The sequence below is a fragment of the Candidatus Macondimonas diazotrophica genome (assembly GCF_004684205.1).
Lineage (GTDB): Bacteria > Pseudomonadota > Gammaproteobacteria > UBA5335 > UBA5335 > Macondimonas > Macondimonas diazotrophica.
Map to the genome: position 1 here is coordinate 62,331 of NZ_SRIO01000002.1, position 22,332 is coordinate 84,662.

Annotated in this window: 23 protein-coding genes; 13 read left to right on the forward strand and 10 right to left on the reverse strand. The window is 61.2% G+C overall.

Annotated elements, in window-relative coordinates:
• From ftsB to hmuQ, 7 genes are all read left to right on the forward strand, one after another.
• Nucleotides 1–303: a cell division protein FtsB gene (ftsB, locus tag E4680_RS01850; RefSeq protein WP_135280677.1), complete on the forward strand. Its 303-nt coding sequence runs from the start codon at nucleotides 1–3 to the stop codon at nucleotides 301–303.
• Nucleotides 278–1,033, forward strand: a complete 756-nt coding sequence (gene ispD, locus E4680_RS01855; protein WP_135280678.1) for a 2-C-methyl-D-erythritol 4-phosphate cytidylyltransferase — start codon at nucleotides 278–280, stop codon at nucleotides 1,031–1,033. The genes ftsB and ispD overlap by 26 nt, the downstream gene beginning before the upstream one ends.
• Nucleotides 1,033–1,515, forward strand: coding sequence for a 2-C-methyl-D-erythritol 2,4-cyclodiphosphate synthase (ispF, locus tag E4680_RS01860; protein WP_135280839.1), 483 nt, complete (start codon nucleotides 1,033–1,035; stop codon nucleotides 1,513–1,515). Before ispD ends, ispF begins: the two co-directional genes overlap by 1 nt.
• Nucleotides 1,508–2,665, forward strand: a complete 1,158-nt coding sequence (truD, locus tag E4680_RS01865; RefSeq protein WP_135280679.1) for a tRNA pseudouridine(13) synthase TruD — start codon at nucleotides 1,508–1,510, stop codon at nucleotides 2,663–2,665. The genes ispF and truD overlap by 8 nt, the downstream gene beginning before the upstream one ends.
• A gap of 76 nt (nucleotides 2,666–2,741) precedes the next feature.
• Nucleotides 2,742–3,524: a carbonic anhydrase gene (locus tag E4680_RS01870; RefSeq protein WP_135280680.1), complete on the forward strand. Its 783-nt coding sequence runs from the start codon at nucleotides 2,742–2,744 to the stop codon at nucleotides 3,522–3,524.
• 122 nt (nucleotides 3,525–3,646) lie between these two features.
• Nucleotides 3,647–4,543: an SDR family oxidoreductase gene (locus E4680_RS01875; protein WP_276605605.1), complete on the forward strand. Its 897-nt coding sequence runs from the start codon at nucleotides 3,647–3,649 to the stop codon at nucleotides 4,541–4,543.
• A gap of 80 nt (nucleotides 4,544–4,623) precedes the next feature.
• On the forward strand, nucleotides 4,624–4,929 hold the full coding sequence (gene hmuQ, locus E4680_RS01880) for a heme-degrading protein HmuQ (protein ID WP_135280682.1): 306 nt from the start codon (nucleotides 4,624–4,626) through the stop codon (nucleotides 4,927–4,929).
• Nucleotides 4,930–4,964: 35 nt separating this feature from the next.
• Here the strand turns inward: hmuQ and E4680_RS01885 are convergent, their stop codons facing one another.
• Together E4680_RS01885 and E4680_RS01890 are read right to left on the reverse strand one after the other, a co-directional pair.
• Nucleotides 4,965–5,846, reverse strand: coding sequence for a hypothetical protein (locus tag E4680_RS01885; protein WP_135280683.1), 882 nt, complete (start codon nucleotides 5,844–5,846; stop codon nucleotides 4,965–4,967).
• Nucleotides 5,847–5,964: 118 nt separating this feature from the next.
• The gene (locus tag E4680_RS01890) at nucleotides 5,965–7,077 is read right to left on the reverse strand and encodes a family 1 glycosylhydrolase (RefSeq protein ID WP_135280684.1); all 1,113 of its coding nucleotides are present in this window, start codon (nucleotides 7,075–7,077) and stop codon (nucleotides 5,965–5,967) included.
• 386 nt (nucleotides 7,078–7,463) lie between these two features.
• Between E4680_RS01890 and E4680_RS01895 the strand changes: the two genes are divergently transcribed.
• Nucleotides 7,464–8,624: a lytic murein transglycosylase gene (locus tag E4680_RS01895; RefSeq protein ID WP_167792330.1), complete on the forward strand. Its 1,161-nt coding sequence runs from the start codon at nucleotides 7,464–7,466 to the stop codon at nucleotides 8,622–8,624.
• A 341-nt stretch (nucleotides 8,625–8,965) separates the two neighbouring features.
• On the opposite strand, the gene mnmM is transcribed toward E4680_RS01895, so the two are convergent.
• On the reverse strand, nucleotides 8,966–9,589 hold the full coding sequence (gene mnmM, locus E4680_RS01900) for a tRNA 5-(aminomethyl)-2-thiouridylate-methyltransferase MnmM (protein ID WP_167792331.1): 624 nt from the start codon (nucleotides 9,587–9,589) through the stop codon (nucleotides 8,966–8,968).
• Nucleotides 9,564–10,640, reverse strand: a complete 1,077-nt coding sequence (locus E4680_RS01905) for an NAD(P)/FAD-dependent oxidoreductase (protein WP_135280687.1) — start codon at nucleotides 10,638–10,640, stop codon at nucleotides 9,564–9,566. Before E4680_RS01905 ends, mnmM begins: the two co-directional genes overlap by 26 nt.
• Nucleotides 10,641–10,820: 180 nt before the next feature.
• On the opposite strand from E4680_RS01905, the gene E4680_RS01910 reads away from it, so the two are divergent.
• The 4 genes from E4680_RS01910 to E4680_RS01925 all read left to right on the forward strand — a co-directional run bounded on the left by E4680_RS01910 (nucleotide 10,821) and on the right by E4680_RS01925 (nucleotide 14,446).
• A complete protein-coding gene (locus tag E4680_RS01910; protein ID WP_135280688.1) occupies nucleotides 10,821–11,597 on the forward strand; it encodes a TerC family protein in 777 nt (258 codons plus the stop codon).
• A 30-nt stretch (nucleotides 11,598–11,627) separates the two neighbouring features.
• Nucleotides 11,628–12,395, forward strand: a complete 768-nt coding sequence (locus E4680_RS01915) for a TIGR01458 family HAD-type hydrolase (RefSeq protein ID WP_135280689.1) — start codon at nucleotides 11,628–11,630, stop codon at nucleotides 12,393–12,395.
• Between the two features lie 265 nt (nucleotides 12,396–12,660).
• Nucleotides 12,661–13,902 carry a macrolide family glycosyltransferase gene (locus E4680_RS01920; RefSeq protein WP_135280690.1) on the forward strand — a complete coding sequence of 414 codons (1,242 nt, stop codon included), beginning with the start codon at nucleotides 12,661–12,663 and terminating at the stop codon, nucleotides 13,900–13,902.
• Between the two features lie 94 nt (nucleotides 13,903–13,996).
• Nucleotides 13,997–14,446: a hypothetical protein gene (locus tag E4680_RS01925; protein WP_135280691.1), complete on the forward strand. Its 450-nt coding sequence runs from the start codon at nucleotides 13,997–13,999 to the stop codon at nucleotides 14,444–14,446.
• On the opposite strand, the gene E4680_RS01930 is transcribed toward E4680_RS01925, so the two are convergent.
• From E4680_RS01930 to E4680_RS01940, 3 genes are read right to left on the reverse strand one after another with little or no spacing between them, the layout of a single operon-like run.
• The gene (locus E4680_RS01930; RefSeq protein ID WP_135280692.1) at nucleotides 14,364–15,563 is read right to left on the reverse strand and encodes a beta-galactosidase; all 1,200 of its coding nucleotides are present in this window, start codon (nucleotides 15,561–15,563) and stop codon (nucleotides 14,364–14,366) included. The genes E4680_RS01925 and E4680_RS01930 overlap by 83 nt on opposite strands.
• Entirely contained in the window at nucleotides 15,560–16,705 is a 1,146-nt protein-coding gene (locus tag E4680_RS01935; protein WP_135280693.1) for an acyl-CoA dehydrogenase family protein, read from the reverse strand. The genes E4680_RS01930 and E4680_RS01935 overlap by 4 nt, the downstream gene beginning before the upstream one ends.
• A gap of 12 nt (nucleotides 16,706–16,717) precedes the next feature.
• Nucleotides 16,718–18,187 (reverse strand): acyl-CoA dehydrogenase family protein, encoded by a 1,470-nt coding sequence (locus tag E4680_RS01940; RefSeq protein ID WP_205688708.1) that lies wholly within the window; start codon nucleotides 18,185–18,187, stop codon nucleotides 16,718–16,720.
• Between the two features lie 51 nt (nucleotides 18,188–18,238).
• Between E4680_RS01940 and fnr the strand changes: the two genes are divergently transcribed.
• The gene (fnr, locus tag E4680_RS01945; RefSeq protein WP_135280694.1) at nucleotides 18,239–19,000 is read left to right on the forward strand and encodes a fumarate/nitrate reduction transcriptional regulator Fnr; all 762 of its coding nucleotides are present in this window, start codon (nucleotides 18,239–18,241) and stop codon (nucleotides 18,998–19,000) included.
• On the opposite strand, the gene E4680_RS01950 is transcribed toward fnr, so the two are convergent.
• Genes E4680_RS01950 through E4680_RS01960 form a run of 3 tightly spaced genes read right to left on the reverse strand, consistent with a single transcriptional unit; the run spans nucleotide 18,887 to nucleotide 22,331 of the window.
• Nucleotides 18,887–19,708, reverse strand: coding sequence for a sulfite exporter TauE/SafE family protein (locus E4680_RS01950; protein WP_135280695.1), 822 nt, complete (start codon nucleotides 19,706–19,708; stop codon nucleotides 18,887–18,889). The two genes, fnr and E4680_RS01950, sit on opposite strands and share 114 nt — an antisense overlap.
• A complete protein-coding gene (ccoS, locus tag E4680_RS01955; protein WP_135280696.1) occupies nucleotides 19,705–19,881 on the reverse strand; it encodes a cbb3-type cytochrome oxidase assembly protein CcoS in 177 nt (58 codons plus the stop codon). Before ccoS ends, E4680_RS01950 begins: the two co-directional genes overlap by 4 nt.
• A complete protein-coding gene (locus E4680_RS01960) occupies nucleotides 19,878–22,331 on the reverse strand; it encodes a heavy metal translocating P-type ATPase (protein WP_135280697.1) in 2,454 nt (817 codons plus the stop codon). The genes ccoS and E4680_RS01960 overlap by 4 nt, the downstream gene beginning before the upstream one ends.
• Between the last annotated feature and the right edge of the window lies 1 nt (nucleotide 22,332).

The following is a 22,332-nucleotide window of genomic DNA, read 5'->3' on the forward strand; positions in this document are numbered from 1 at the left end:
GTGGCGCGTCGCCTGGGCTTGTTTTTGATCGGCCTGTTGGTGGTCCTCCACTACCAGATCTGGATCGCGCCCGACGGATTGCGCCAGTGGGTCAGGCTGGGGCGCATGGTGTCAAGCCAGGCGGCCGACAATGAGGCACTTGCCGAACGCAATGATGTCCTCGCCGCTGAGGTCCGTGATCTCAAGCAGGGACTGGAAGCCGTAGAGGAGCGCGCGCGGCGGGAATTGGGTATGGTCGGCGAAGGTGAAACGTTCTACCAATTCGTGCATAAACCCGATGATAAGCGCCCGTCCCGCCGTTGATCCCACCGACGTATGGGCCATCGTTCCGGCTGCGGGACTTGGCTCGCGCATGGGAATCGATCGCCCCAAACAATATATTCAGCTGCTGAACAAGCCGATACTCGGATGGGTATTGCAGGCACTGCTGGCCGAGCCGCGAATCCGCGGCATCGCGCTGGTGGTGAGCGCGCAGGATGAGCAGGTTGACAGCCTGCCGGAGTTGGCGCATCCGGCCATCGAGCGGGTCATCGGCGGTTCGGAGCGGCAGGATTCGGTGCTCTGTGGACTGGATGCGCTGGCCAAGCGGGCACAAAGCAATGATTGGGTACTGGTGCACGACGCTGCGCGTCCTTGCCTGCATCCCGAAGATTTGAGCCGGCTGATCGAATGCACGCACAATCCGGCCTTTTCAGGCGGCATCCTTGCAACGCCGGTGGCGGATACCCTCAAACGGGCGGACAGCCGGAGACAGGTGGTTCAAACCGTATCCCGCAGTGGCCTGTGGCGGGCATTGACGCCCCAGATCTTTCGTCTGGACCATTTGCGCGCAGCGCTGACCAGCGCTGCGCGTGAGCGGGTTCCGGTCACCGACGAAGCGCAGGCCATGGAGCGTGCCGGTCATGCCGTTCGGCTAGTGCCCGGCCGGGCCGACAACCTCAAGATCACCTATCCTGAGGACCTTGCTCTGGCCGAGGCCGTTCTGAGCGTTCGCCATGATCCACATGCCGGGGATCCGGCCGAGAGGAAATGATGCGAATCGGTCACGGTTTCGACGTTCATGCATTCGGCCCCGGCACGTTTGTCACATTGGGCGGTGTGCGCATTACCCACGAACGCGGTCTGATCGCCCATTCGGACGGCGATGTGGCCTTGCATGCCTTGTGCGATGCGCTCCTTGGCGCCGCTGGCCTGGGCGATATCGGCCAGCATTTTCCCGACACCGATCCACAGTGGCGCGATGCCGATAGCCGTGAGCTGCTGCGCAAGGTGCGCTTGTTGATCACAGCGCGCGCCTTGCGGCCCGCCAATGTTGACATCACCATCGTGGCCCAGGCACCGCGGATGGCGCCACACATTCCGGCGATGCGAGCATCGATTGCGGAAGATCTCGGTCTGCGCGAGGATCGGGTCAATATCAAGGCAACCACTACCGAGGGACTCGGCTTTATCGGGCGACGCGAAGGCATCGCCGTGCACGCTGTGGCCTTGCTCCAGGAGATCGTCAATGACTGAGCCTGCGTCGTGCGCTGAGGCCACGGAGATCGCCTGCGAGGCATGGACACCCATTGCATCGGCGCTTCTGGGCAACGTCGATTGGTTGCCCGGCGCATACGGTTTGCCGCCTTTGCGCGGACAACTGCGAGTGGCGCCCGAAGATTTCCTCGTCGAAGAGGTACTCGGTTTCGAACCCGATGGCGAGGGTCAGCACCGCCTCATTCACATTGAGAAACGCTTGCTCAACACCAGTGAGGTGGCTGACGCCTTGGCGCAGGTGGCGGGTGTCGCACGTCATGCGGTGGGATACGGCGGGCGAAAGGATCGTCGGGCCGTCGCCCGTCAATGGTTTTCGGTCGATCTGGCGGGACGGGAAGAGCCCAACTGGCATGCGGGGCTCGCTGCGCTGCTCGCGGATCGGCTCCGGATCCTGGCGGTGGTGCCGCATCGGCGCAAGCTGCGAATCGGAACGCTCGCCGGAAATCGATTTCAGTTGCATATCCGCAATGTGCAGGGAGATCGGGAGGCTGCAGAGGCGCGCTGGCAGCAAATCATGGCCGGTGGAGTACCGAATTATTTCGGCCCCCAGCGGTTTGGAGAAGGTGGCAGCAATGTGTCGCGAGCGCTGGCCTGGTTTGCCGGCGGGCGTCCGCCGCGCCGTTCGCAGCGCGATCTGCTGCTTTCAGCGGCGCGGAGCGCCTTGTTCAACCAGCTTCTCGCACATCGTGTGAAGGATCAGTCGTGGGATGTCGCCCGGATCGGCGATGTCCTGCAACTCGAGGGTCGTGGCAGTTGGTTCGTGTACGGGCCGGATGAATCGGCTGATGAGATCGCGGTGCGGATACGGGATGGAGAGCTGCACCCAACCGGCCCGCTGTGGGGCGCTGGGGAATCGGCAGCCGATGGCGCTGTTCGGGCGTTGGAGAATGGGTTGGTGGCGACCTATCCGGAGCTGGCTACCGGCTTGGCGCGTGTTGGGTTGCGCCAGGATCGTCGGGCTTTGCGCGTGTTCCCCCGTGAGGCCCGTTTCTGCTGGCAGGATTCCGGGCTCATGCTGTCGTTCACGCTGCCGCCGGGAGCGTTCGCCACAACGGTGGTCAAGGAGCTGTTGCACCCGGATGGTCCGGATGACGCCTCGCTCTCGAATCACGGCGTTGTGCTGGACTGACCGGGGTAAGATCTCGGTATTTCGTCATTGCGGGCAAGCATTCTGGGTCCTGCTCTGACAAGGGAGGATAGTCGCCATGCGTTCTCGTTCGTCGATGCATCGTGTCCGGTCTAACCATGGCGTCAAGGTGGCCGTGAGCGTCGGGCTGGTGGCGCTGCCGGTGCTGACCGCGGCGGCGCCCCACTGGGATTACGTTGAAAACGGACCCTACGGTCCATCGCAGTGGGGGGCGCTGTCGTCGGCGTATGAGACCTGTCGGAGCGGACACAGCCAGTCGCCGGTCGATGTGGAACGCCCTGTTTCGGCGGCATTGCATCCCCTCGATTGGCATTACGTACCCATGCCGGCACAAATCGTCAATACCGGACATGCGATGCAGATTTCGCCGGCGGGTGAGCAGGACGAAAGCTTCGTTCTGGACGGGCACCGGTATCACTTGCAGCAGATTCATTTCCATGCGCCGAGCGAGCACCACATCAAAGGCCATGCGTTTCCGTTGGAAGCCCATTTCGTTCACCAGGATGAGGCGGGTCATCTGGCAGTGGTCGCGGTCCTTTTCGATTCAGGTCCATCGCTCCCCATCCTCGAATCCCTGTGGCCGGCGATGCCTGAAGAGGCCGGCGCGACGCTGGATGCCGGTCGACTCATCGATCCCCGGGAACTGTTGCCGCAAAGCAGGGGCTATTTTCGCCTCAGTGGGTCGCTGACCACACCGCCCTGTTCGGAGGGCGTGCTGTGGCTCATTCTGAAGTCGCATCCCACCGTCGCGTCTACCCAGGTGGCGCGGTTGGCCCAGCTCGTTGGTGGACACAACAATCGTCCGATTCAGCCGCGCCATGGGCGCGATATCCTGGAATAACATCCGCTGGCGGGCGCTTGCCTGTGGGTGCCCGGGTCACTATCGTTAAGCGTCACCCCGGTGGCATTTCACCGAATGGTGGTCAATTTAAGAACTGACAAGGAGACAGGGAAATGTCCGATATGTTGCGTTATGACGGGCGGGTCGCAGTGGTGACCGGTGGGGGCAATGGTTTGGGACGCGCGCATGCCATGTTGCTGGCCTCGCGCGGCGCCAAGGTGGTGGTCAACGATCTCGGCGGTGCCGTCGACGGGTCAGGCTCGTCAGCCACGGCGGCCGAGCGGGTGGTAGCGGAGATCGTGGAAGCCGGCGGCGAGGCCGTGGCCGATCGCAACAGCGTCTCCACCGTTGAGGGCGGGCAGGCCATCATCAAGACCGCGCTGGACGCCTTCGGTCGCGTGGACATCGTGGTCAACAATGCGGGTATTCTTCGCGACAAGTCCTTCAAGAACATGTCGCCGGAATTCCTTGATCCGGTCCTGGACGTGCACCTGAAGGGCGCCTTTTGGGTGACACAAGCAGCCTGGGAGCTGATGCGCGAGCAGAAGTATGGTCGCATCGTCAACACCAGCTCGGCAGCCGGTATCTTCGGCAATTTCGGCCAGACCAATTATGGCGCGGCCAAGATGGGCATCGTCGGTTTCACCAATGTGCTCAAGCAGGAAGGCCAGAAATACAACATCAAGGCCAACGTCCTCGCGCCGGGCGCCAAGACTCGTATGACCGAGGAACTCATGGGGCCCATGGCCACCCAATTTCGTATGGAACCGGAGCTTGTTTCGCCGATCGTCGCCTATCTTTGCCATGAGTCGTGCAAGGTCAACGGCGAGATCTATTCGGCCGCTGCCGGGCGGGTGGGGCGTATCTTTATAGGCGCCACAAAAGGGGTTTTTAACCCGGATAGTATGACAATCGAGTATATTCGCGATCATTTTGATGAAATTCGTGATACCGAAGGTTACATTATCCCGGGCAGTGCCATGGAAGAGATGGGCCTGTTGATGAAGGCCAAGAAGTAAGCTGAATCGGTCCGCGCCGTCGCTCCGGAGGCGGCGCGGGAATCTCCCGGGGCTGCCTGTTTCTCTTTGGAGATAAAGTGATGTTCATCGCCATGAATCGCTTCAAGATCGCCCGCGGCGAAGAGGAAGCGTTCGAGACGCTGTGGCGCGAGCGTGACAGTCATTTGCAGGGCGTGCCCGGCTTTCAGGGATTCCATCTGCTGCGCGGCTCGTCCGAAGATGACCATACGCTGTTCGCGTCGCATTCAATCTGGGCGTCGCGCGCCGCATTCGAGGCATGGACCCATTCGGAGGCATTCCGAAAGGCTCATGCCAACGCCGGGGGATCGAACCGTTCGATGTACCTGGGGCCGCCGAAATTCGAGGGATTCGAGGTCGTCCTGTAGCGCTGTTACGGTGTCTTCTTCGAGCCCTGCCGGATTCAGGATGACTTGCTGATCAGCGGAACGAAGCGATACGGCAGGATTTTGGGCGAAAACCGGTAGAGACGATCGAAGTCGCGCTGATTCGCGTTATAAACGCCGAATCCGTGGTGTGACAGAATGATTTCGTTCTCTGGGGTGAGGACTTCGTAGTCCGCTTCGAGTGGCGCCAAGGTATCCTGAAACAAGGCAATCACGGCTCCCTGCCCCGGCTTGACCAGTGGGTTGAGTACCCCCAGGCGTTGTGCGTTCGGGTCTTTCAGATTCGCATAGTGCACGTAGCTGGGGCCGTCCGGGTAGAAAAAACCCACCCCCCCAAAAGTTTCTACCTTGAGCTGTCGTAGGGTGTCATCCAGCTTGCGGGGGCGGGGGTGACGAGCCGCCCAGCGCATCTTGGTCCGAACAAGCGCCACGGAAACGACACTAGCGCCACCGCTGCCTCCCCGCACCAGCAGGTCACTACCGGTTTCGAGCGCTTGCAGCATCAGCGATTCAAGGGTCTTGACTGCGGATACACCCTTGATGGTGGGTGGGGAGCTGAGGTTCTCGTCGGTCTGGGTATTCAGCACGCCAACGGTCGGGATGTCGCGTGCTTCGGCCAGCAGTTTCAGAAAGTAGGGCTCGCGGCCAGCCTTGGGATTCGCGCCATTGACGAAGATGAGCCGCTCGTCCCGCATGCCGGAAGCACCGACGGCGGGCGGAACCGTCATGACATCGATACTGTGCGGATCATAGAAACACCCGTCTCCCCCGACGTAGTAGCCCGAGTAGCTGGAAAGCTCGGCACTTTCAGGTAGGCTGATTCCACGCGCGTCCGAACAATCCGCAAGGGCTGCCGTGGCGGTCGTCAGTCCCAAGCCGGCCATGGCGGTTGCTCGCATGATCCGGCTCCGTCCAAGCCACCGAATCTTGTTTCTTCTCATCCCAAACTCCTCACGCGGGGTTCAATGCAAAGATGGAAAAGAGACTTGGGTTTGTCGGACAGGCTCCGATCGACACTCAGGGGGCAGGCGTCGTGCAAGCTTCGATGATGTCGCCATACCGTGTCCATGCGGGCTTCGGTGTCCGGTCGGGCTCCACCAATCCGAATACTTCTTCCCGCGGGATGAGTTCATCGGGATTATCCAGATACTGGTAGAAATAAACACCCTTGGCGCCGCCGTCGATGGCTGACCGAACCATGGTTTCGATATAGGTCGCCTGCTGCTCGCGCAGCTGCGTGCCTTCATCCTCCGGCGTCTGAGGATCGTCCGGCGGCGTTTGGTAGCCGGTCTCAAAGATCATGACGTCCTTTCCACCACTGGCTGCGTGCGCCTCCTTGATTTGGTTCGTGACCAGGTTTTCGAAACCGACCGGTGGGGCACCGGCATTGAACGATGGGTAAGAGTAGAGCCCAACGGCATCGAAGCGGAAACGCTCGGCCGATTCCCGGATATGTCTTTGCCAGCCCGGGAAGCCGGGGCTGATGGTCAGCACGATTTCCGAATCGGGGTCGTGGCGTTCCACAGCCTGGGAGAGCGTACGCAGGATTTCCCGGTTGATGATCGGCGGGAACAGACCCTCTCGCCATTGCAGCAGGACATGGATGAACGCGATGTGCAACTCGTTTTCCAGTCCCCAGACATCGACATCGTCTGCGTAGCGTTCCACGACTGCATCGGCATAGCGGGTCAAGGCTGCCACATAGTGGGGCCCAATCATTTTCCGGGTCCACAGCGGCGAGACTGGGCGAACACGGGTGTTGTAGCCGTTCCCGAGCGTCCCTGCGATGCGGATTCCGTTCGCATGGGCGGCTTCCACCAACATATCGAAGTAGCTGAAATCGAACAGCGCACCCTGCTCGGGTTCGATGCGGCCCCAGGCGAAATCGATGCGGATCCACTGGATGCCATTTTGTGCCATGCGCTCGAGATCCTCGGGTTGCAGTTCATAACCCGGGAAGTTGACGTGATAGGCGACCAGTCCCCATTGGAAGTCCGGCGGAACAGTTCCGGCCGCGGGGCAGGACGTTGCGGCGTAGCCCGGAGAGACGATGCACCAGCAAAGCAGACCGGCCATGAGCGATGACAGGGACAGGCGTTTCAGGCACGTCGTATGGCTGTTTCGATTCACTTGGAACCCCCTAATCGTAGATTCGCTATTGGCGTTATTCAGGTTTGTATTGTCGATGATAGCGTCATCGCACCGATGGGCTGTTGCGCTGATAAGACCATTCCCAACTGTGATTCCGGATTTTTGACCATATCGCGCGTCTTCCGGTTGGTTCAGGTGACTGGTAGATTTTTTCTAGCAAAATAGATGCCTCTGTCGCGTTCAAAGGCGCTCCGGCAACGTTTGCCATCGCACAGCCGCGCCGGTATGGTCAGCAATTCGTGGGTTTCGCGTGCGCAGACTGAACGGAAAGTTTCATGTATAAACAATTGATTGTAATCCTGATGGCGTCTCTTCTTGCCTGCATGTCCGGAGTCGGGAGCGCGTCCGACTCCTTCGCAGTTTGCTTGAGTGATCTGCGCAATCAGGCGCGTCAGGCGGGCGTTCGGTCGGAGACACTGGCAACCGCTTTTGCGACCATCAAAGAGCGCCCCGATGTTGTGCGCACTGATCGAGGGGGGCAAAGCGAGTTTGTCTCGACGTTCTGGAACTACCTCGAACGCAGCATCAGTCCGACGCGCCTGCAAAACGGGCAGGCACTTCTGGAGCAGCACCGTCCCCTGTTGATGCGCCTCCATGCAGAGTACGGGGTACCCCCGGAGTACCTGGTAGCGTTATGGGGCTTGGAAACCAATTTCGGGAATTACTTCGGCGACATTCCGACCTTGGACGCGCTCGCAACATTGGCTTGCGATGCCCGACGTAGCCGCATGTTCAGCCGGCAATTCGTCGATGCGGTGGCGATGGTCGACGAGGGTCGCCTGAATCTGGCCGATCTGCGAGGTTCCTGGGCCGGCGCCATGGGACATGCGCAGTTCATGCCGACCACCATGCGCCATTATGCGGTGGACTATGATCGCGATGGCCGCATCGACCTGTGGCGCAGCCTGCCCGATGCTCTGGGATCGGCAGCGAACTACCTGAGCCGCATGGGTTGGCGTCCAGGCGATCGCTGGGGCGAGGAGGTGATGGTGCGCGATCCTGCCGTCTTGGCTTATGGTGGCTATCGTCAACGCAAGCCGGTTGAGCAGTGGAACCAACTTGGTGTTCGCCGTCTGGATGGGTCCCGCCTGCCTGAACGTGCCGATTCGGTCTCGCTGCTGGCGCCCGCGGGCAAACGCGGGCCCATCTTCATCACGTATCCCAATTTCCGAGTCATCATGCGGTGGAATGCATCGACCAGCTATGTCTTGGCGGTCGGACTGTTGGCTGATCGGCTGGCGGGTGGGGAGCCCCTACATGCAAAGGCGCCGCGCGTTACCCGCTATCGCCGCGCCGATGGCCGGGAAATTCAGCGCCATCTCCAATTGCTCGGCTACAACATCACGAGCATCGACGGCGTGGTTGGCGGGGAAACCCGTGCGGCCATCCATGCCTTCTTGCGTGACGCGCAGCTGCCGTTGGATGGTGAACCGGATGACGAACTCCTGGGTGCCTTGAGGAGCGCGAGCAAGCGGGCAGGCTTTTCGGTCCCCTTGGATGAGACTGACATGACGGCATCGCCCTGAACCGGTCGGTTCCGTGATGAGCCATGTGTTGGGCATCCGTCGGGGCATTGGAATAAGCCGAGTAATCGACCTCTTGCGACGGAACGCTGTCACGCGCCGCATGCCGACGATCGCAAGCAAAAGAAAGCCCCCTTGGTTGTGGGGGCAAAGCATGTGGTTGGGAGAACAGGGATGCTTGTTGTTCTGTTGTCTCAAAGGCCGGTTGTGTGTTGTGCGTCCATGCGCTTTCTATCCAGCAATGCTTATGCCAATTATTAGGATTGCAGATCGGAAGCGCGGTGTGAGACGTTCCGCCCGCCGTTTCGCTTCCCCGAGGTGACCTAGAGCGACAGGGTTTGACGTTACTTCGGGCCTAATTCGACCTCTCTAGGGTCGAGGGTGGCCCGGCTGATCCACGCCCAGCGTGGCGCGGGTCGGCGTTTGGATGGTGGACAGGTCCACCAGACGCGCCAGTCTCGCTCAGGCAGACATTCGCTCCATCGAGCCACCGCATGGGCCTCAAGGTCCCCGCCGGGATGACCGGGGTAAGCCATGATGCTTATCGCGCCATTGTCGCTGAGCCATTGGGTGCATGCTTGCAACGCCATCAAGGTGGTGGTGGGTCGCGTGATGATGCAATGGTTCGATCCAGGCCGGTATCCCAAGTTGAATACGGCGATTTGCAGCTGACCACGTAATTCCGGGGGCAAAAGGTCAGGCAGACAGGCGTGGTTGCCCTGATGGAGTCGAACGCGGGCTGCGAGATTGCTGGATAAGAGGCGAGCCCGGGTTTCCGCAATGGCCTCCGGCTGGATGTCGATGGCATGAACTTGGCCATGCGCACTGACCAGTCGTGCCAAATGAACCGTGTCGTGACCGTTGCCGCAGGTCGCGTCAAGCGCCACATCGCCGGGTTGAACCCATGTAGCCAACCGGCGATGAACGGCACGAATCAACGCTTCAGGGCGCGGCGAGTCGGGTGGCATAACGGTGCACATCCACTGCAGCGGGAAGGGGGGCGCCGCCCGTCAGGTGTCGGGTCAGCTGCTGCGCGCTATCAGGCGCACGGAGGATGCCGCGGCTGCCCAGTCCGTTGAAGATGGCGAGCCAAGACCACCTCGGGTGGCGGCCCAGGACCGGCTCACGATCGGGTGTTGCCATGCGGGTTCCGGCGTGATGGGCGAGCACATCGATCGTTAGCGGAACAGTGACATGATCCTGTAGTCGCTGGAGCAGCTGATGCCGTCCAGCGTTCGTCGGCCCGGCGGCGGAATGTCCGGGTTGATGGGTTGCGCCGAGCCAATAGCGGCGCTCTCCAAGAGGAAGCAGCGTGATCCCGGCGCTGACGGCAGTGGACCACTCCGCCGAGAGCCGAACAATCAGGCTTTCGCCGCCATTAGGTTGAAGTGGCAATCCGTCCCAGTAGGGATTACGGGTGATGCCGGCGCCTTCGCACGACAGCACGCAGCCGACCGGACGGCCGCGCCACATGATGCAGCCATTTCGCGGATCGATGCGGCACCAATCGAATGGATCCGGAAGTTGATGGCCATAGGCGTCGACTCGTCCGGCTGCCGATGCCAACATGGTTGGAAGATCCAATCGCCAGGCGTTGTGGATTTCCAAGCCGCCGAATGGTGCCCTGAATTCGGCAATGGGCGGTGTTTCGAACCATGGCCCCAGCCACGGATGGCGAGTCGATTGCGCGCGAGCGCGTTCGGAAGCGCTTTGGCACAGACGGTGCACGCTCGTCGGCGTAATCAAGGAGTGGCCCAGTTCGTGGCCTAATCGTTCATAATACTGGCGGGCGGCCGTGGATCGTGCAATGAGATCGCGCATGGGCGCCAGGCGCGGTGCGGTGAACGGGTTCATGAGTCCCCCGGCCGCGTGCGAGGCACTGGGCCGGCCGGCTGCGGTAACCATGGTGATCCGGTGTCCAGCGCGGCTGAGTTCCAATGCCATCAGCGCGCCGGATAGTCCGCTCCCGACGATTAGGGTATCGATGGGCGCCGCAGTGGGTCGGACGTTTTTCTGCATGTACTGAGCCTGGCTCTGATGCGCGATGTGAGGCCGTGATTGGTTACCATGGGCCGTATACGAAGAACGGGCTCGATGGTGCCCCGATTCCCGCCAACCGCACGGATGCCGTCACGATAGGGCGGTCGTAGGCGATCGGCGGGCCAATTTTAACTGGACTGAGTGGGACGGACACACCGTATGACCGAATGGCTGATGTGGGTGAACAATCCGGAAGCCTGGGTGGCCTTGGTAACCCTGATTCTTCTGGAAATCGTGTTGGGAATCGACAACATCGTCTTCATTTCCATCCTGTCCGATCGGCTGCCTGCCAACCAGCGGCCCCGTGCGCGTCAGCTGGGTCTGTTGGTTGCACTGGTCACACGTATCCTGCTGCTGTTGTCGTTAGCGTGGATGGTGCGGCTGACCAAGCCACTTTTCTCGATCGCCGGTTTCGAGCTGGCTGGGCGTGATCTGATTCTATTGGGTGGTGGGTTGTTCTTGCTCGTCAAGGCGACTTTGGAGATCTACGACAAACTCGAAGGCGCTGAAGGCGACCGCGATGCCAAAGCCATGGGCGGGTTTGCTGCCGTGATTCTCCAGATCGGGATCATGGATATCGTGTTCTCGCTGGACTCCGTGATCACGGCGGTCGGCATGGTCAATGATATCCCCGTCATGGTGATCGCAGTCATGGTGGCTGTCTTGTTCATGCTGGTGGCGGTCAATCCGATAAGTAATTTCATTGACCAACATCCATCGGTAAAGATTCTGGCGCTGAGTTTCCTGATCATGATCGGCATGGTGCTCGTGGCTGAAGGACTCTCGTTCCATGTACCCAAGGGTTACATCTATTTCGCCATGGCGTTCTCGATATTCGTCGAGATGATCAACATTCGCATTAAAAGCGCGCGAGCCGTGGAGCCTGTGGAGTTGCGGCAACCCTACAGCGACCATCCACGGGATTCGTCCCGATAGGACTGGACTGGAACGGCCGTGGAACGGCATTTGCCTGCAGTTCGAGGATGTGTACTGGACCTGAGTGGTGTGCTGCACGTCGGCAGCACACCACTGCCCGGGGCCCGCGAAGCATTGGCACAACTGCGGCGTTTGCCATTGGCGTTGCGGTTTTTGACCAACACCAGTCGAACGCCCCATGCGGTTTTGCTGGATCACCTCGCGCGGATGGGTTTCGATATTCCGGCGGCCGAATTGCTCACCGCGCCATTGGCGACACGGGCCGTTCTGGAAAGACGGTGTCTGCGCCCCTATTTTCTGATTCATCCACACCTTCGGCCCGATTTCGTTGGCTTGAACACGCGGATGCCGAATGCCGTCGTTGTGGGTGATGCCGGCCGATATTTTACCTACCGCCGGCTGAACACGGCGCTGCGCTTGCTGGTGGATGGGGCGCCTCTGATTGCCATTGCGAACAACCGCTACTTCATGAGTGACGATGGATTGAACTTGGATGCCGGGGCTTTCGTCGCCGGCCTCGAGTATGCCGCGGGTTGTAGAGCCGAGACATTGGGCAAACCTGCCCCCGGTATTTTTCTCGAAGCGTGCGCTCAAATGGGTCTTCCGCCTGCATCGGTCATGATGGTCGGAGATGATGTCCAGGCCGATGTGCTGGGCGCACTCGATGCCGGCTTGCAAGCGGTCTTGGTGCGAACTGGCAAGTTTCGCGAGACGGATTTACAGCAACTGGGGGGACGTGCCCCGGTGCATGATGATCTGAAGCGCCTCGTCAACGCCCTATCGGCTGCGATGGGGTAAGTGATTCTCGGCCGCTTCTTTCCCAGTCCGACACGATACGCCCTGCAGGGTGGCGCTAGTGCTGACCCATGGCGGCTCCAAGTGTCTCCAAAAGCAGACGCGTGGCGTGCGAGTGGCGGTCCTTGCTAGGGTCCCCCTTCATGTCTAGCGACGACTGCCGATGCAGTGAAAAGGCGCGGTATGAATAACGGTGCCGCAGGCTCGATTCCTTCGGTCATGAAACCGTGTCCCAGAATCGAGAATTACGAGAAGTAGAGTAGATGCGATGAGCACAGCCGTTCTTTTCAATCTGCCCGGTGCGGCCGGACATATCAACCCCACCGTTGGGTTGGTGTCTGAACTGATCGCTCGCGGCGAGCGGGTCATCTATTACGCGGGAGAAGACAGTCGCCTGCAATTCGAGGCGCTGGGCGCGACGTTTCGCACCTATCATCCATTTTTCGAGTATCAGCATAGTGCAGAGGTGGCCACTTCCTTGGGCGCAGCGACCTTCATGATGCTGGATCATGCCGAACGTGCCCTGACCGGCCTGGTCGAAGTGATGGAGAAAGACAAGCCAGATTATATTCTCTACGACTCCTGCTGCATGTTTGGAAAATATTTGGCCAAGCGGCTGGGTGTCCCGGGAATTTGTCTGGTCACCACGATCGTCAGTTCACCACTGTTGCTCATGAGCGATCCAGCGCTGCTGATGAAGGTCGCCCGGGATATCACCATGATGACGCCGCAGGTTTTGCGCACTCGGCGCCGTGTGATAAATCTGTTGAAATCCGTCGGCGTGAAATATCGCAATTTGATTCATCATGGCTTCGATATCTTTATCAATGAAGGCGATCTGAATCTCGTTTTTCTGGGGCCGGCATCCCAGCCCATGCCGAAAATGCTGAAGAAGCACTATGTCCTAGTGGGTGCATCCATCCCGGAAGGGCGCGATCCAGCCATGGACCTGCCCGCCAACTGGGGGGGCAGGACACCCTTGGTGTATGTCTCCTTGGGAACGGTCCATAACGCCAAGCAGGATTTTTACCTCAAATGTTTCAAGGCGTTGGCCGATCTGCCGTGCAAAGTCGTCATGTCGGTCGGCAAAAACACGGATATCGCTGCGCTGGGTCCAATTCCCGCCAATTTCCTGGTTCGCAATCGCGTACCGCAACTGGACATCCTCAAGCGCGCGCAGGTGTTCGTGAGCCACGGTGGCATGAACAGCATCAATGAAAGCACCTATTTCGGCGTGCCGCTGGTCATGGTGCCGCAACAGTTCGAGCAGGCCTTCAATGCACGCCGTATTCGCAAGCAAGGTGCGGGGCTCATGATCAAGCCCGAGCATCTCACGGTGGAGAATCTTCGTGCTGCGGTGAATGACATCCTCACCCACGAGCATTACCAGCGTAACGCCTCCCGATTGAGCCGGCAGATTCGGGCGCTGGGCGGGCATGTCGGTGCAGCGGACGAAATTCTGCGGTTCACGCATGGTGATGCGCGGCCGAGCCTCCGCAAAACTGCCTGAGCAGGTCAAAGGCCAACGCGCTAGCGCTGTGGGCCGTGAGACCGTGCATTTCAGCGAACGCCTGTGGGCTTTCGCGGTCACGCTGGGATTGGTCGTGACCCTGCTGGCCGCGCAGCTTTTCACGACCATGATGCAGATTGGTCTGTTTCACGTATTCCGTCTGCGGATCGACGCCATCGTGTTCGGGGCGACAATTGCAGGACCTGAAATATCGCTTCTCCCCTGGCTGATTGGTGCCGGAGCCTACATGCTGGTGGCCTTCCGGCATTGGAAGCGCTTGCTGTGGTGCGCAGCGCCCGTCGCACTCATGCTGTTGGGTGACGGGTTGAGTGGCTTGCGGGGTCTACGGGCTGAATCAGCTGGCGCAGCAGCCGGCATCGGCTGGGTGCTGGAGTTCGCGGGCGGGATCCAGTTTGCAGTTGGCGGTAATCTCCCGGCAACAGCTGGATTCATCATCGGATTTATCGTGATGATGAAGAAGCTTCTCTTCGATCTGCTGGTTGCGCAGCCGATCCCGCATCCCGTTCAACTTCGCGAGCGATGAGGCTTCGATAGCGCTGCCATGCGGCTTTGGGCGTTCGATCGGATGTGACCAAGCCGAAATATCGTTCGCGTCCCGCCTCATTGCGGTTATCCAAATACTGGTAGAAGAAGATGCCGATCGCACCGGCTTGACGGCTGGCCTGACTCACGGCCTCGAGGTAGTCCGCCTGCAGGGTTTCGGTCCAGGGCGGCTTTTCGGTGTGCATGCCGGTTTCCAGAATGAGGATGGGCCGTCCGCCGCTGGCTTGACGCGCGCGTGCGATTTGGCCCTTGATGCTGTCGACCAGTGCCAGATCGGGAACAAAACCCGCCGGATAGGTGTGGATTCCGACCACATCGTAGTCGATCAGGCGGTTCATGCGTTCGATGCCGGATTCGAAAAAGGCCAACGGTGTGACGCTGATGATCAGCTCAGCCCCAGGGGCCTGGGTGTGTACGGCATGAGCGAGTGTCTGCATCACCCGATTCATGAAATCCGGCGTCCAAACGCCGACACGCCAGCCGATGAGACTGTGGACGTTGGGGATGTTGAACTCGTTTTCCACCGCGAAGCTGTGGATCCGATCCGCGAAGTGGCGGGTGGTTGCTTCGGCATAGTCTTCCAAGGCAGCAAGATAGTCCGCTTCGTCCAGATTCCGCGTCCAAGCTGGCGCGATCGGGCGGTTGCCATTGTAACCGGCGCCAATTTTCCCGACGACCGCGAGACCGCGTTGGCGCGCGGCATCCACGAGGAGGTCGAAGAAAGCGAAATCAAAGGGCGATTGCGGATCGGGCTGAATGCGGGACCACGCCAGATCGATGCTTAGCCACCGAATGCCCGCATCGGCCATTCGGTCAATGTCGGAAAGCGTCAGTTCGTAACCGGGCAGATCGACATGATAGGCCACCAATCCCCACCGAAAAGGCGGTTCCGCAGCATCGCCAGCAGGCGTGAGTCGCTGCGAGTCGACGCCCAGGCTTGCATGCGAGAATCCCAGCAGGATCGCGACCGCCAGGTGGCGGAGTCGTTGCTGGATTTGGAGCCCCCTTTCCTGCCGTAGCGGACGGAGCGAACGGAAGAGTCGCGGCAAGCCGGAAAGCGGGATGCGACCCGGGAGCCGCATCCCGCCAAGACTCACGCCGCAGCAGCCATCAAGTCGGCATACCGCTTGAGGTGGAAGTCAGTGGTTCCGAACTGCGAGCAGAACATGGTCAGCCGGCGGAAGTAATGACCGATATCCAGTTCTTCGGTCATGCCGATGCCGCCATGCATCTGAACTGCCTGCTGGGCGATAAGACGCGCTTTTTCGCCCACGAACTGCTTGGCAGCTGATACCGCCATGCGTCGCGCGACCGGATCGGAATCCGTCACTTTCAGGCTGGCCATCAGCACCATGGAGCGGCATGCTTCCACAGCGGTGAACAGATCCACCGCGCGATGCTGCAGCGCCTGGAAGGAGCCGATGGGGACGCCGAACTGCTTGCGGGTCTTGAGGTAGTCGACCGTTTTGCGCATTGCGGCGTGCATGGCACCCAGGGCATCGGCGCAGGCCGCCACAGTGGCATGATCGACTGCTTCGTCGAGCGCATCGAAGCCGGCACCTTCGCTGCCGACCAGTGCATCGGCGTTGACCTGAACGTTGTTCAGCCGCACGTTGCCAGCGTGGCTGCCGTCCATTGTGCGAAAGCCTTTGATCTCGACACCTGCCGCTTTGGTATCGACCAGGAACAGCGAGATCCCGTTCGTGTCCAGGCGCTCTCCACTGGTCCGGGCAGAGACGATCAGCACATCCGCGGAAGCGGCGCCCAGCACGACGGCCTTTTCACCGTTGAGTACATAGCCTGCGCCGTTCTTTTCGGCGCGGGTCTGGACATCGGCGGTGTTGAAACGGCTTTCCTGCTCGGTGTAGGCCACGGCGAGCAGCTTTTCCCCGCCAATCAACGCGGGAATCAGGCTTTCTTTCTGCGCATCACTGCCGTTGCGCGCAATCAGGCCGCCGGCGAGCACGATGGCGCTGAGGTAGGGTTCGAGCACCATGCCGGTGCCGAATGCTTCCATGACCTGAACGATGTCGACGATGCCGCCGCCCAAGCCGCCTTGCTCTTCGGCGAAGGGAATGCCCAGCCAGCCCATATCCGCGAACTGTTGCCAATGAGCTCGGCTGAATCCATTTTCTTCGGCCAGAACCTTCTTGCGTGCATCGAAGCTGTAATCATTGCGGATGAACTTGTCGACCGCGTTGCGAATGAGCTTTTGTTCTTCAGACAGATTGAAATCCATATCAGCGTATCCTTACTTGAAGTTCAGACCGAGAATCATCTTGGCGATGACATTTTTCTGTACCTCGTCGCTGCCGCCATAGATCGTGGCGGCGCGGGTGAAGGCGTAGCGCATCATGGTGCTGGCGTACTCGGCCGGTCCCACCTCGCCTTCTGCCTTCCAGGGCCAGGCGTACTGGCCGGCAAGTTCCACGCCGAGTTCGGACAGTTCCTGCTGGACAGCGGTGCCGTCAAGTTTCAGGAGGGAAGATTCCGGCCCCGGCGCCTTGCCCGCGGCGGTGGCCGCCAAGGTCCGCAGGTTGGTGTATTCGAGCGCAGTCAGGTTGATCTCGGCCTTGGCCAGTTTCTGGCGCAGATTGGGGTCGTTCATCAGCGGTTCGCCATTGGCGCCGTTTTCACGTGCCATGCGCTTCAAATTGGTCATGTGGACCTTGCTGTCCGCTACGCCTGCGATGGTGGTGCGCTCGTGGGTCAGCAGATACTTGGCCACGGTCCAGCCCTGGCCTTCCTTGCCGACCAGATTTTTCTTCGGCACCCGAACGTCGGTGAAGAAGGTTTCGTTGAGATGGTGTTCGCCATCGATGGAGATGATCGGACGGACCTCGATTCCAGGGGTGTCCATATCGATCAGCAGGAAGGAGATCCCTTCTTGCTTCTTGCCTTCGGTGCTGGTGCGCACCAGGCAGAAAATGCGATTGGCCCAGTGGCCGTAGGTGGTCCAGATCTTGGAGCCATTGACGATATAGTCGTCACCGTCGGAAACCGCCATGGTCTTGAGACTGGCAAGGTCCGAGCCGGCGCCGGGTTCGGAATAGCCTTGGCACCACCAGTCATCGCAGTTGCGGATGCGGGGGAGGTAGTAGTCCTTCTGCTCCTGCGTGCCGAAGGCCATGAGCACCGGCCCCAGCATGATGATGCCCATGGACAGGCCAATAGGGGCATTTGCGCGGGCGCGCTCCATGTCGAAGATATAGCGCTGGGTGGCTGTCCAATCGGGGCCGCCGTACTCCTTGGGCCAACCGGTGACCAACCATCCCCGGCCGTTCAGGATACGCTGCCACGCTACCAGCTCGTCCTTCGACAGCATGATCCCGAGCTCGGTCTTGCGCTTCAGGTCCGCCGGTAGATTCTGCGCGAACCATTCCCGCACTTCCTGCTGGAAGGCCAGCTCCTCGGGGGAAAAATCGATATTCATTCGTGCTCCTTGCTTGTGAAAGGATGAACTGCCCCGTGGATGTCGATTCGGGGTTCCATCGGCTTTTCCATGCGACCGCCGGACGGTCGCTGAAAGCGACCATTTTAGCGGAACGGCGAGTTCGAGCGAAGCATTCTGGTGCGGGCAGTCTGGCAGCCCGTCGTGCAGAAAGCGGCACGAATCGATTCTGGAGCGCGATTTCACGGCGTACGTCTTGACCTGAGTCAAGTGAGAGGACTCTAATTGAACGGGATCCGAGTCTGTTTTTCTGGGCGCCTGCCGCCGCACGCTGCCTCTTTGGCCCCCTCATCAGCATCGAACGTCGACTGGAAAACGCCAATGACCGAAATCGTGCAATTCCGGGAACTGAAACGTGCGTGCGGAAATTGCAGCTTGCGAGAGCTGTGCCTGCCGTATGGAATCGATCAGGCGGATCTGCGTCTGCTTGAGGATCTGGTACAGCGCCTTCCCCCCAAGACTCGCGGCAAAGCGCTGTTCGTCCAGGGCGATCCCTTGAAATCCATTTTCGCCATCCGCACGGGTTCGGTGAAAAGCGTCACGCTGGGGGCAGATGGCGCCGAGCAGATCACGGGTTTTCATTTTCCTGGGGAGCTGGTCGGTTTCGATGCCATCGCCGGGGAGTTTCACGACTGCTCTGCTGTCGCACTGGAAGATACCAGCTTGTGTGAGATTCCTTTCGAGCGGCTCGATGAACTCAGTGGGCAGGTGCCGGGCCTGCGGCGGCAGTTGATGCGATTGTTGTCCCGGGAGATTCAGCAGGAGCAGCATCTGCTGTTGCTCCTCGGCAAGAAGGGCGCCGAAGCGCGCCTGGCGGCGTTCCTGTTGAGCCTGTCCAGCCGCTTCGCCGGGCGGGGCCTGTCGCCGACTCGGCTTCACTTCAGCATGGCGCGGGGTGAAATCGCCAACTACCTCGGGTTGGCCGTGGAGACCGTAAGCCGCCTGTTCGCCCGATTCCAGCAAGACGATCTAATCGCTGCGGATGGTCGGGACGTGACACTCCTCGATCTGCCCCGACTCCACGCAGTGGCTGAGGTCGCTCCCGATGCCACCACCTCCATGTCCACCCGGAGCAAGTGCTGACGCCGTACTGTGCGGATGACCGTCCATGTGACGGGCCATCATCAGCGGCCCCGTTGCCGTCCACACGCCGAAGCCGATGACCGTGAGGCCGAACAGCCGGCGCACCTCCACGGCCGCCAGAGCGCGCTGCAATCGTTGCCCGAGCAGCCCCAGGCTCAGCATGGCGGGAAGGGTGCCGAAGCCGAACGCCAGCATGATGCTCGCGCCCGCCGTTGCGCTACCGCTGACCAGTGCAGTCAGCAAGGCGCTGTAGACGAGGCCGCAGGGGATCCAGCCCCACAGCGCGCCGAAAGCCAGAGCCTGCGCGGCGCTGCGGCGTGGATCGAAACGCCGGGCCAGCGGACCGATGCGGCGCCATAGCGGAATGCCGAGCCGTTCCAGACGCCGCAGTCCCGTCCAGCCGATGGCCACATGCAGACCGACGGCGATCATCATCAGCCCCATCATGAGACGGAGCGCTCCGCCCCAGGCCAGTGCCTCGCCGGTCAAGGCGCCAAGCTGCCAACCCAGGCTGCCGACTAGGGCGCCAGCCAGCGAGTAGCTGCCCAGGCGTCCTGCATTGAATGCCAGGATACGGCCAGGCCGCGCGCGCGCGGCGCTGCTTCCCGCCAACGAGGCGATGCCGCCGCACATGCCCAGGCAGTGCGCGCTGCCCAGTGTGCCGGCGACCCATGCGGACAGGAGACCGAGCTGGATGACGGTGCTCACGGCGCTTTCTCATCGGCATCGGTGTCGGGCGGGGGCGGATCATCCATCAGCATGCGCCAGGCCGGACTGTCGAGGTCATCGAACTGGCCTGTGTGAACGGCCCAGAAAAACGCAGCCACCGCCAGGCCGACCAGGACCAGACTCAACGGAATCAACAGGAACATCGCGTTCATGAGGGCTGCGTCGCCATGTCGGACGTTGCGGATACCGATCGCCGGGTCGGGCGATAGAGGCGCTGCGCATTCAGAACGACCAGCACCGAACTGATCGACATCCCGAGGGATGCCAGCCAAGGCGTCACCAGGCCGGCCGCCGCCAGCGGGACCGCCACGGCATTGTAGGCCAGTGCCCAGGCCAGATTCTGGCGGATGATCCGTTTGCTGCGCCGAGCGGTGCGAATCAGATCCGGCAGGACGCTCAAACGGTCCTGGAGGAGGATCAGGTCAGCGCTGGTTTGAGCCAGCGCTGTGCCGCTGGACATGGCGATGGAGACATCGGCCTGAGCCAGCAAGGGCGCATCATTTACGCCGTCGCCCACGGCGAGCACACGCGTCCCCCCGGTCTGCAGGGTTTCAAGCAGGGCGAGCTTTTCCTCGGGACGCAAGCGTGCATGCGCCCGATCGCATCCCACGGCATCGGCGATCGCGTCAACGGCGCGGATCGCATCGCCGCTGGCGATTTGACTTTCAACGCCCAACCGGCGCAGTTCGGCCAGTGTATCTCGCGCATCGTGGCGAACCGGATCGCTGACCGCGAACCACGCCAGAGGGCCCGCATCATCACCGAGCAGCAGCCAGCTCGATCCGGCGTCCTCGGGCGTCGCGGGCGGTGTGGATTGCCACAACGCGGCTGTGAAGTCGGCGCGTCCCAGCCGCACTCGCCGGTGACCCATGCGTCCTTGGACGCCCTCGCCGGCGATCAGGCGGACATCGTCGGCGGTCTCGGCCGCCGGCGCGGCAGCGGTGAATGCGAGGGCCAAAGGATGACGGATCGTGCGTTCCAGCGCGGCGGCTTCAGCCAAGGCCTGTTCGCGGGTGATGTGTTCGCGCAGGAGCCGGACATGCGTGATCTGAGGTTTCCCGCGAGTGAGTGTCCCCGTCTTGTCGAAGATGGCGTGTCGCGTATCGCTCAGGGTTTCGAGCGCTGCCGTGCGCAGCACGACAACCCCGCGGGTGAGCAGATGCGCGGTTGCGGCGACCAGGGCCGTCGGCGTGGCAATCGACAGCGCGCAAGGGCAGGTGACCACCAATACGGCCAGGGCGACGTTCATGGCCTGCTCGGGGTCGGCGCGCCACCACCAGGCGCAGAGGGCCGCCAGCAGCAGAACCGTCGGCGCGAAGAGAGCCGCCAGCCGATCCGCCTGGGCGGCATCCGGCGGCCGTTCGGCCTGGGCTTTGCGCAGCAGACGGCCGATGTGCGAAATCGTGGTGTCGGCGTTGCAGGCCGTCACGTCCATTCGCAAGGCTGCAGTACCGTTCATGCTGCCCGCGATGACCTGCTCGCCACATGCCCGATAAACCGGCTTGGATTCACCGGTCAGCAGGGATTCGTCGATCCAGGCGCCTTCATCCAGTACCCGCCCATCTGCCGGCAGTGCGCTGCCGGGCGCGACCCGGACCCGGTTGCCGGGCATGAGCTCTTGCAGGGTAATGGTTTCGACACCGTCGGCGGTTTCTCGCAGGCAAGTATCCGGCAACAGCCGCGCCAGCGCATCGCTGCTCTCGCCGGCTCGGGCACGCGCCGCCGCTTGCAGGAAGCGCGCGAGTGTCAGGAAGAAGATGAACATGCAGACCGTATCGAAGTAGACCGGCCCGGTCCCGATCAGCGTATTGCGAGCGCTGGCGATGAAGGCGATGCCGATGGCGATGGAAACCGGCATGTCCATGCCGATGCGATAGACGCGCAACCCGCGATAGGCCTTCTGAAAAAACGGCGCGCCGGCGTAGAACACCACCGGCGTCGTGATCAGCAGGCTGATCAGTTTCAGGAAATCGGCATAAGTCGGATCCATGCCATGAAAATCACCGCTGTAGAGTGACAGCGCGTAGGTCATCGCCTGCATCATGCCCAGCCCGGAGACCGCCAGCCGCTTGAGCGCCTGACGTCGTTCGCGCACATGCAGGGCGCTGGCCTGACCGGCTTTCTGGGGATGCGGCGGATAGCCCAGAGCTGCGAGCCGCTCCAACATACGGCTCAGGCGAGTTTGGGCGGGGTCTAAATGCAGCAGAACACGGGCATTGGCGGCATTGACCTGGACACCGCGCACGCCCGGCTCATTGCCGAGTGCGCCTTCGATCAGCCAGGCACATGCCGCACAATTGAGGTTTTCCACCAGCAGCTCTGCCTCCAGGCTGCCATCGGGTCGCGTGACGACGAAGCTGCGTTGGGCCTGCGGGCGATCGTAGGCGATAAAACGGGCCTGTTCGGTCGGTTCGACCGGCGCCACGGCGGGTGTGGTGCGCCAGCGGTAATATGCGCCAAGACCTGCCGAATCGATCCATTGCGCGGCCATTTCGCAGCCCACGCAACACACGGGTTGCACCTTGCCATGGATGACGACCTGATGTCTGGGGTCGCTGTCGGGGACCGGCTGGCCGCAGTGGAAGCAGTCGGATGCCGGCATG

Excerpts from the sequence above, each read along its gene's own strand:
- ispD (WP_135280678.1), top strand. The coding sequence starts at position 278 with ATGATAAGCGCCCGTCCCGCCGTTGATCCCACCGACGTATGGGCCATC.
- E4680_RS01960 (WP_135280697.1), bottom strand. The coding sequence starts at position 22,331 with ATGCCGGCATCCGACTGCTTCCACTGCGGCCAGCCGGTCCCCGACAGC.
- E4680_RS01935 (WP_135280693.1), bottom strand. The coding sequence starts at position 16,705 with ATGGATTTCAATCTGTCTGAAGAACAAAAGCTCATTCGCAACGCGGTC.
- E4680_RS01905 (WP_135280687.1), bottom strand. The coding sequence starts at position 10,640 with ATGCAGAAAAACGTCCGACCCACTGCGGCGCCCATCGATACCCTAATC.
- ispF (WP_135280839.1), top strand. The coding sequence starts at position 1,033 with ATGCGAATCGGTCACGGTTTCGACGTTCATGCATTCGGCCCCGGCACG.
- mnmM (WP_167792331.1), bottom strand. The coding sequence starts at position 9,589 with ATGCCACCCGACTCGCCGCGCCCTGAAGCGTTGATTCGTGCCGTTCAT.
- hmuQ (WP_135280682.1), top strand. The coding sequence starts at position 4,624 with ATGTTCATCGCCATGAATCGCTTCAAGATCGCCCGCGGCGAAGAGGAA.
- E4680_RS01885 (WP_135280683.1), bottom strand. The coding sequence starts at position 5,846 with ATGCGAGCAACCGCCATGGCCGGCTTGGGACTGACGACCGCCACGGCA.
- E4680_RS01875 (WP_276605605.1), top strand. The coding sequence starts at position 3,647 with ATGTTGCGTTATGACGGGCGGGTCGCAGTGGTGACCGGTGGGGGCAAT.
- E4680_RS01920 (WP_135280690.1), top strand. The coding sequence starts at position 12,661 with ATGAGCACAGCCGTTCTTTTCAATCTGCCCGGTGCGGCCGGACATATC.
- E4680_RS01910 (WP_135280688.1), top strand. The coding sequence starts at position 10,821 with ATGACCGAATGGCTGATGTGGGTGAACAATCCGGAAGCCTGGGTGGCC.
- E4680_RS01870 (WP_135280680.1), top strand. The coding sequence starts at position 2,742 with ATGCGTTCTCGTTCGTCGATGCATCGTGTCCGGTCTAACCATGGCGTC.
- fnr (WP_135280694.1), top strand. The coding sequence starts at position 18,239 with ATGACCGAAATCGTGCAATTCCGGGAACTGAAACGTGCGTGCGGAAAT.
- truD (WP_135280679.1), top strand. The coding sequence starts at position 1,508 with ATGACTGAGCCTGCGTCGTGCGCTGAGGCCACGGAGATCGCCTGCGAG.
- ccoS (WP_135280696.1), bottom strand. The coding sequence starts at position 19,881 with ATGAACGCGATGTTCCTGTTGATTCCGTTGAGTCTGGTCCTGGTCGGC.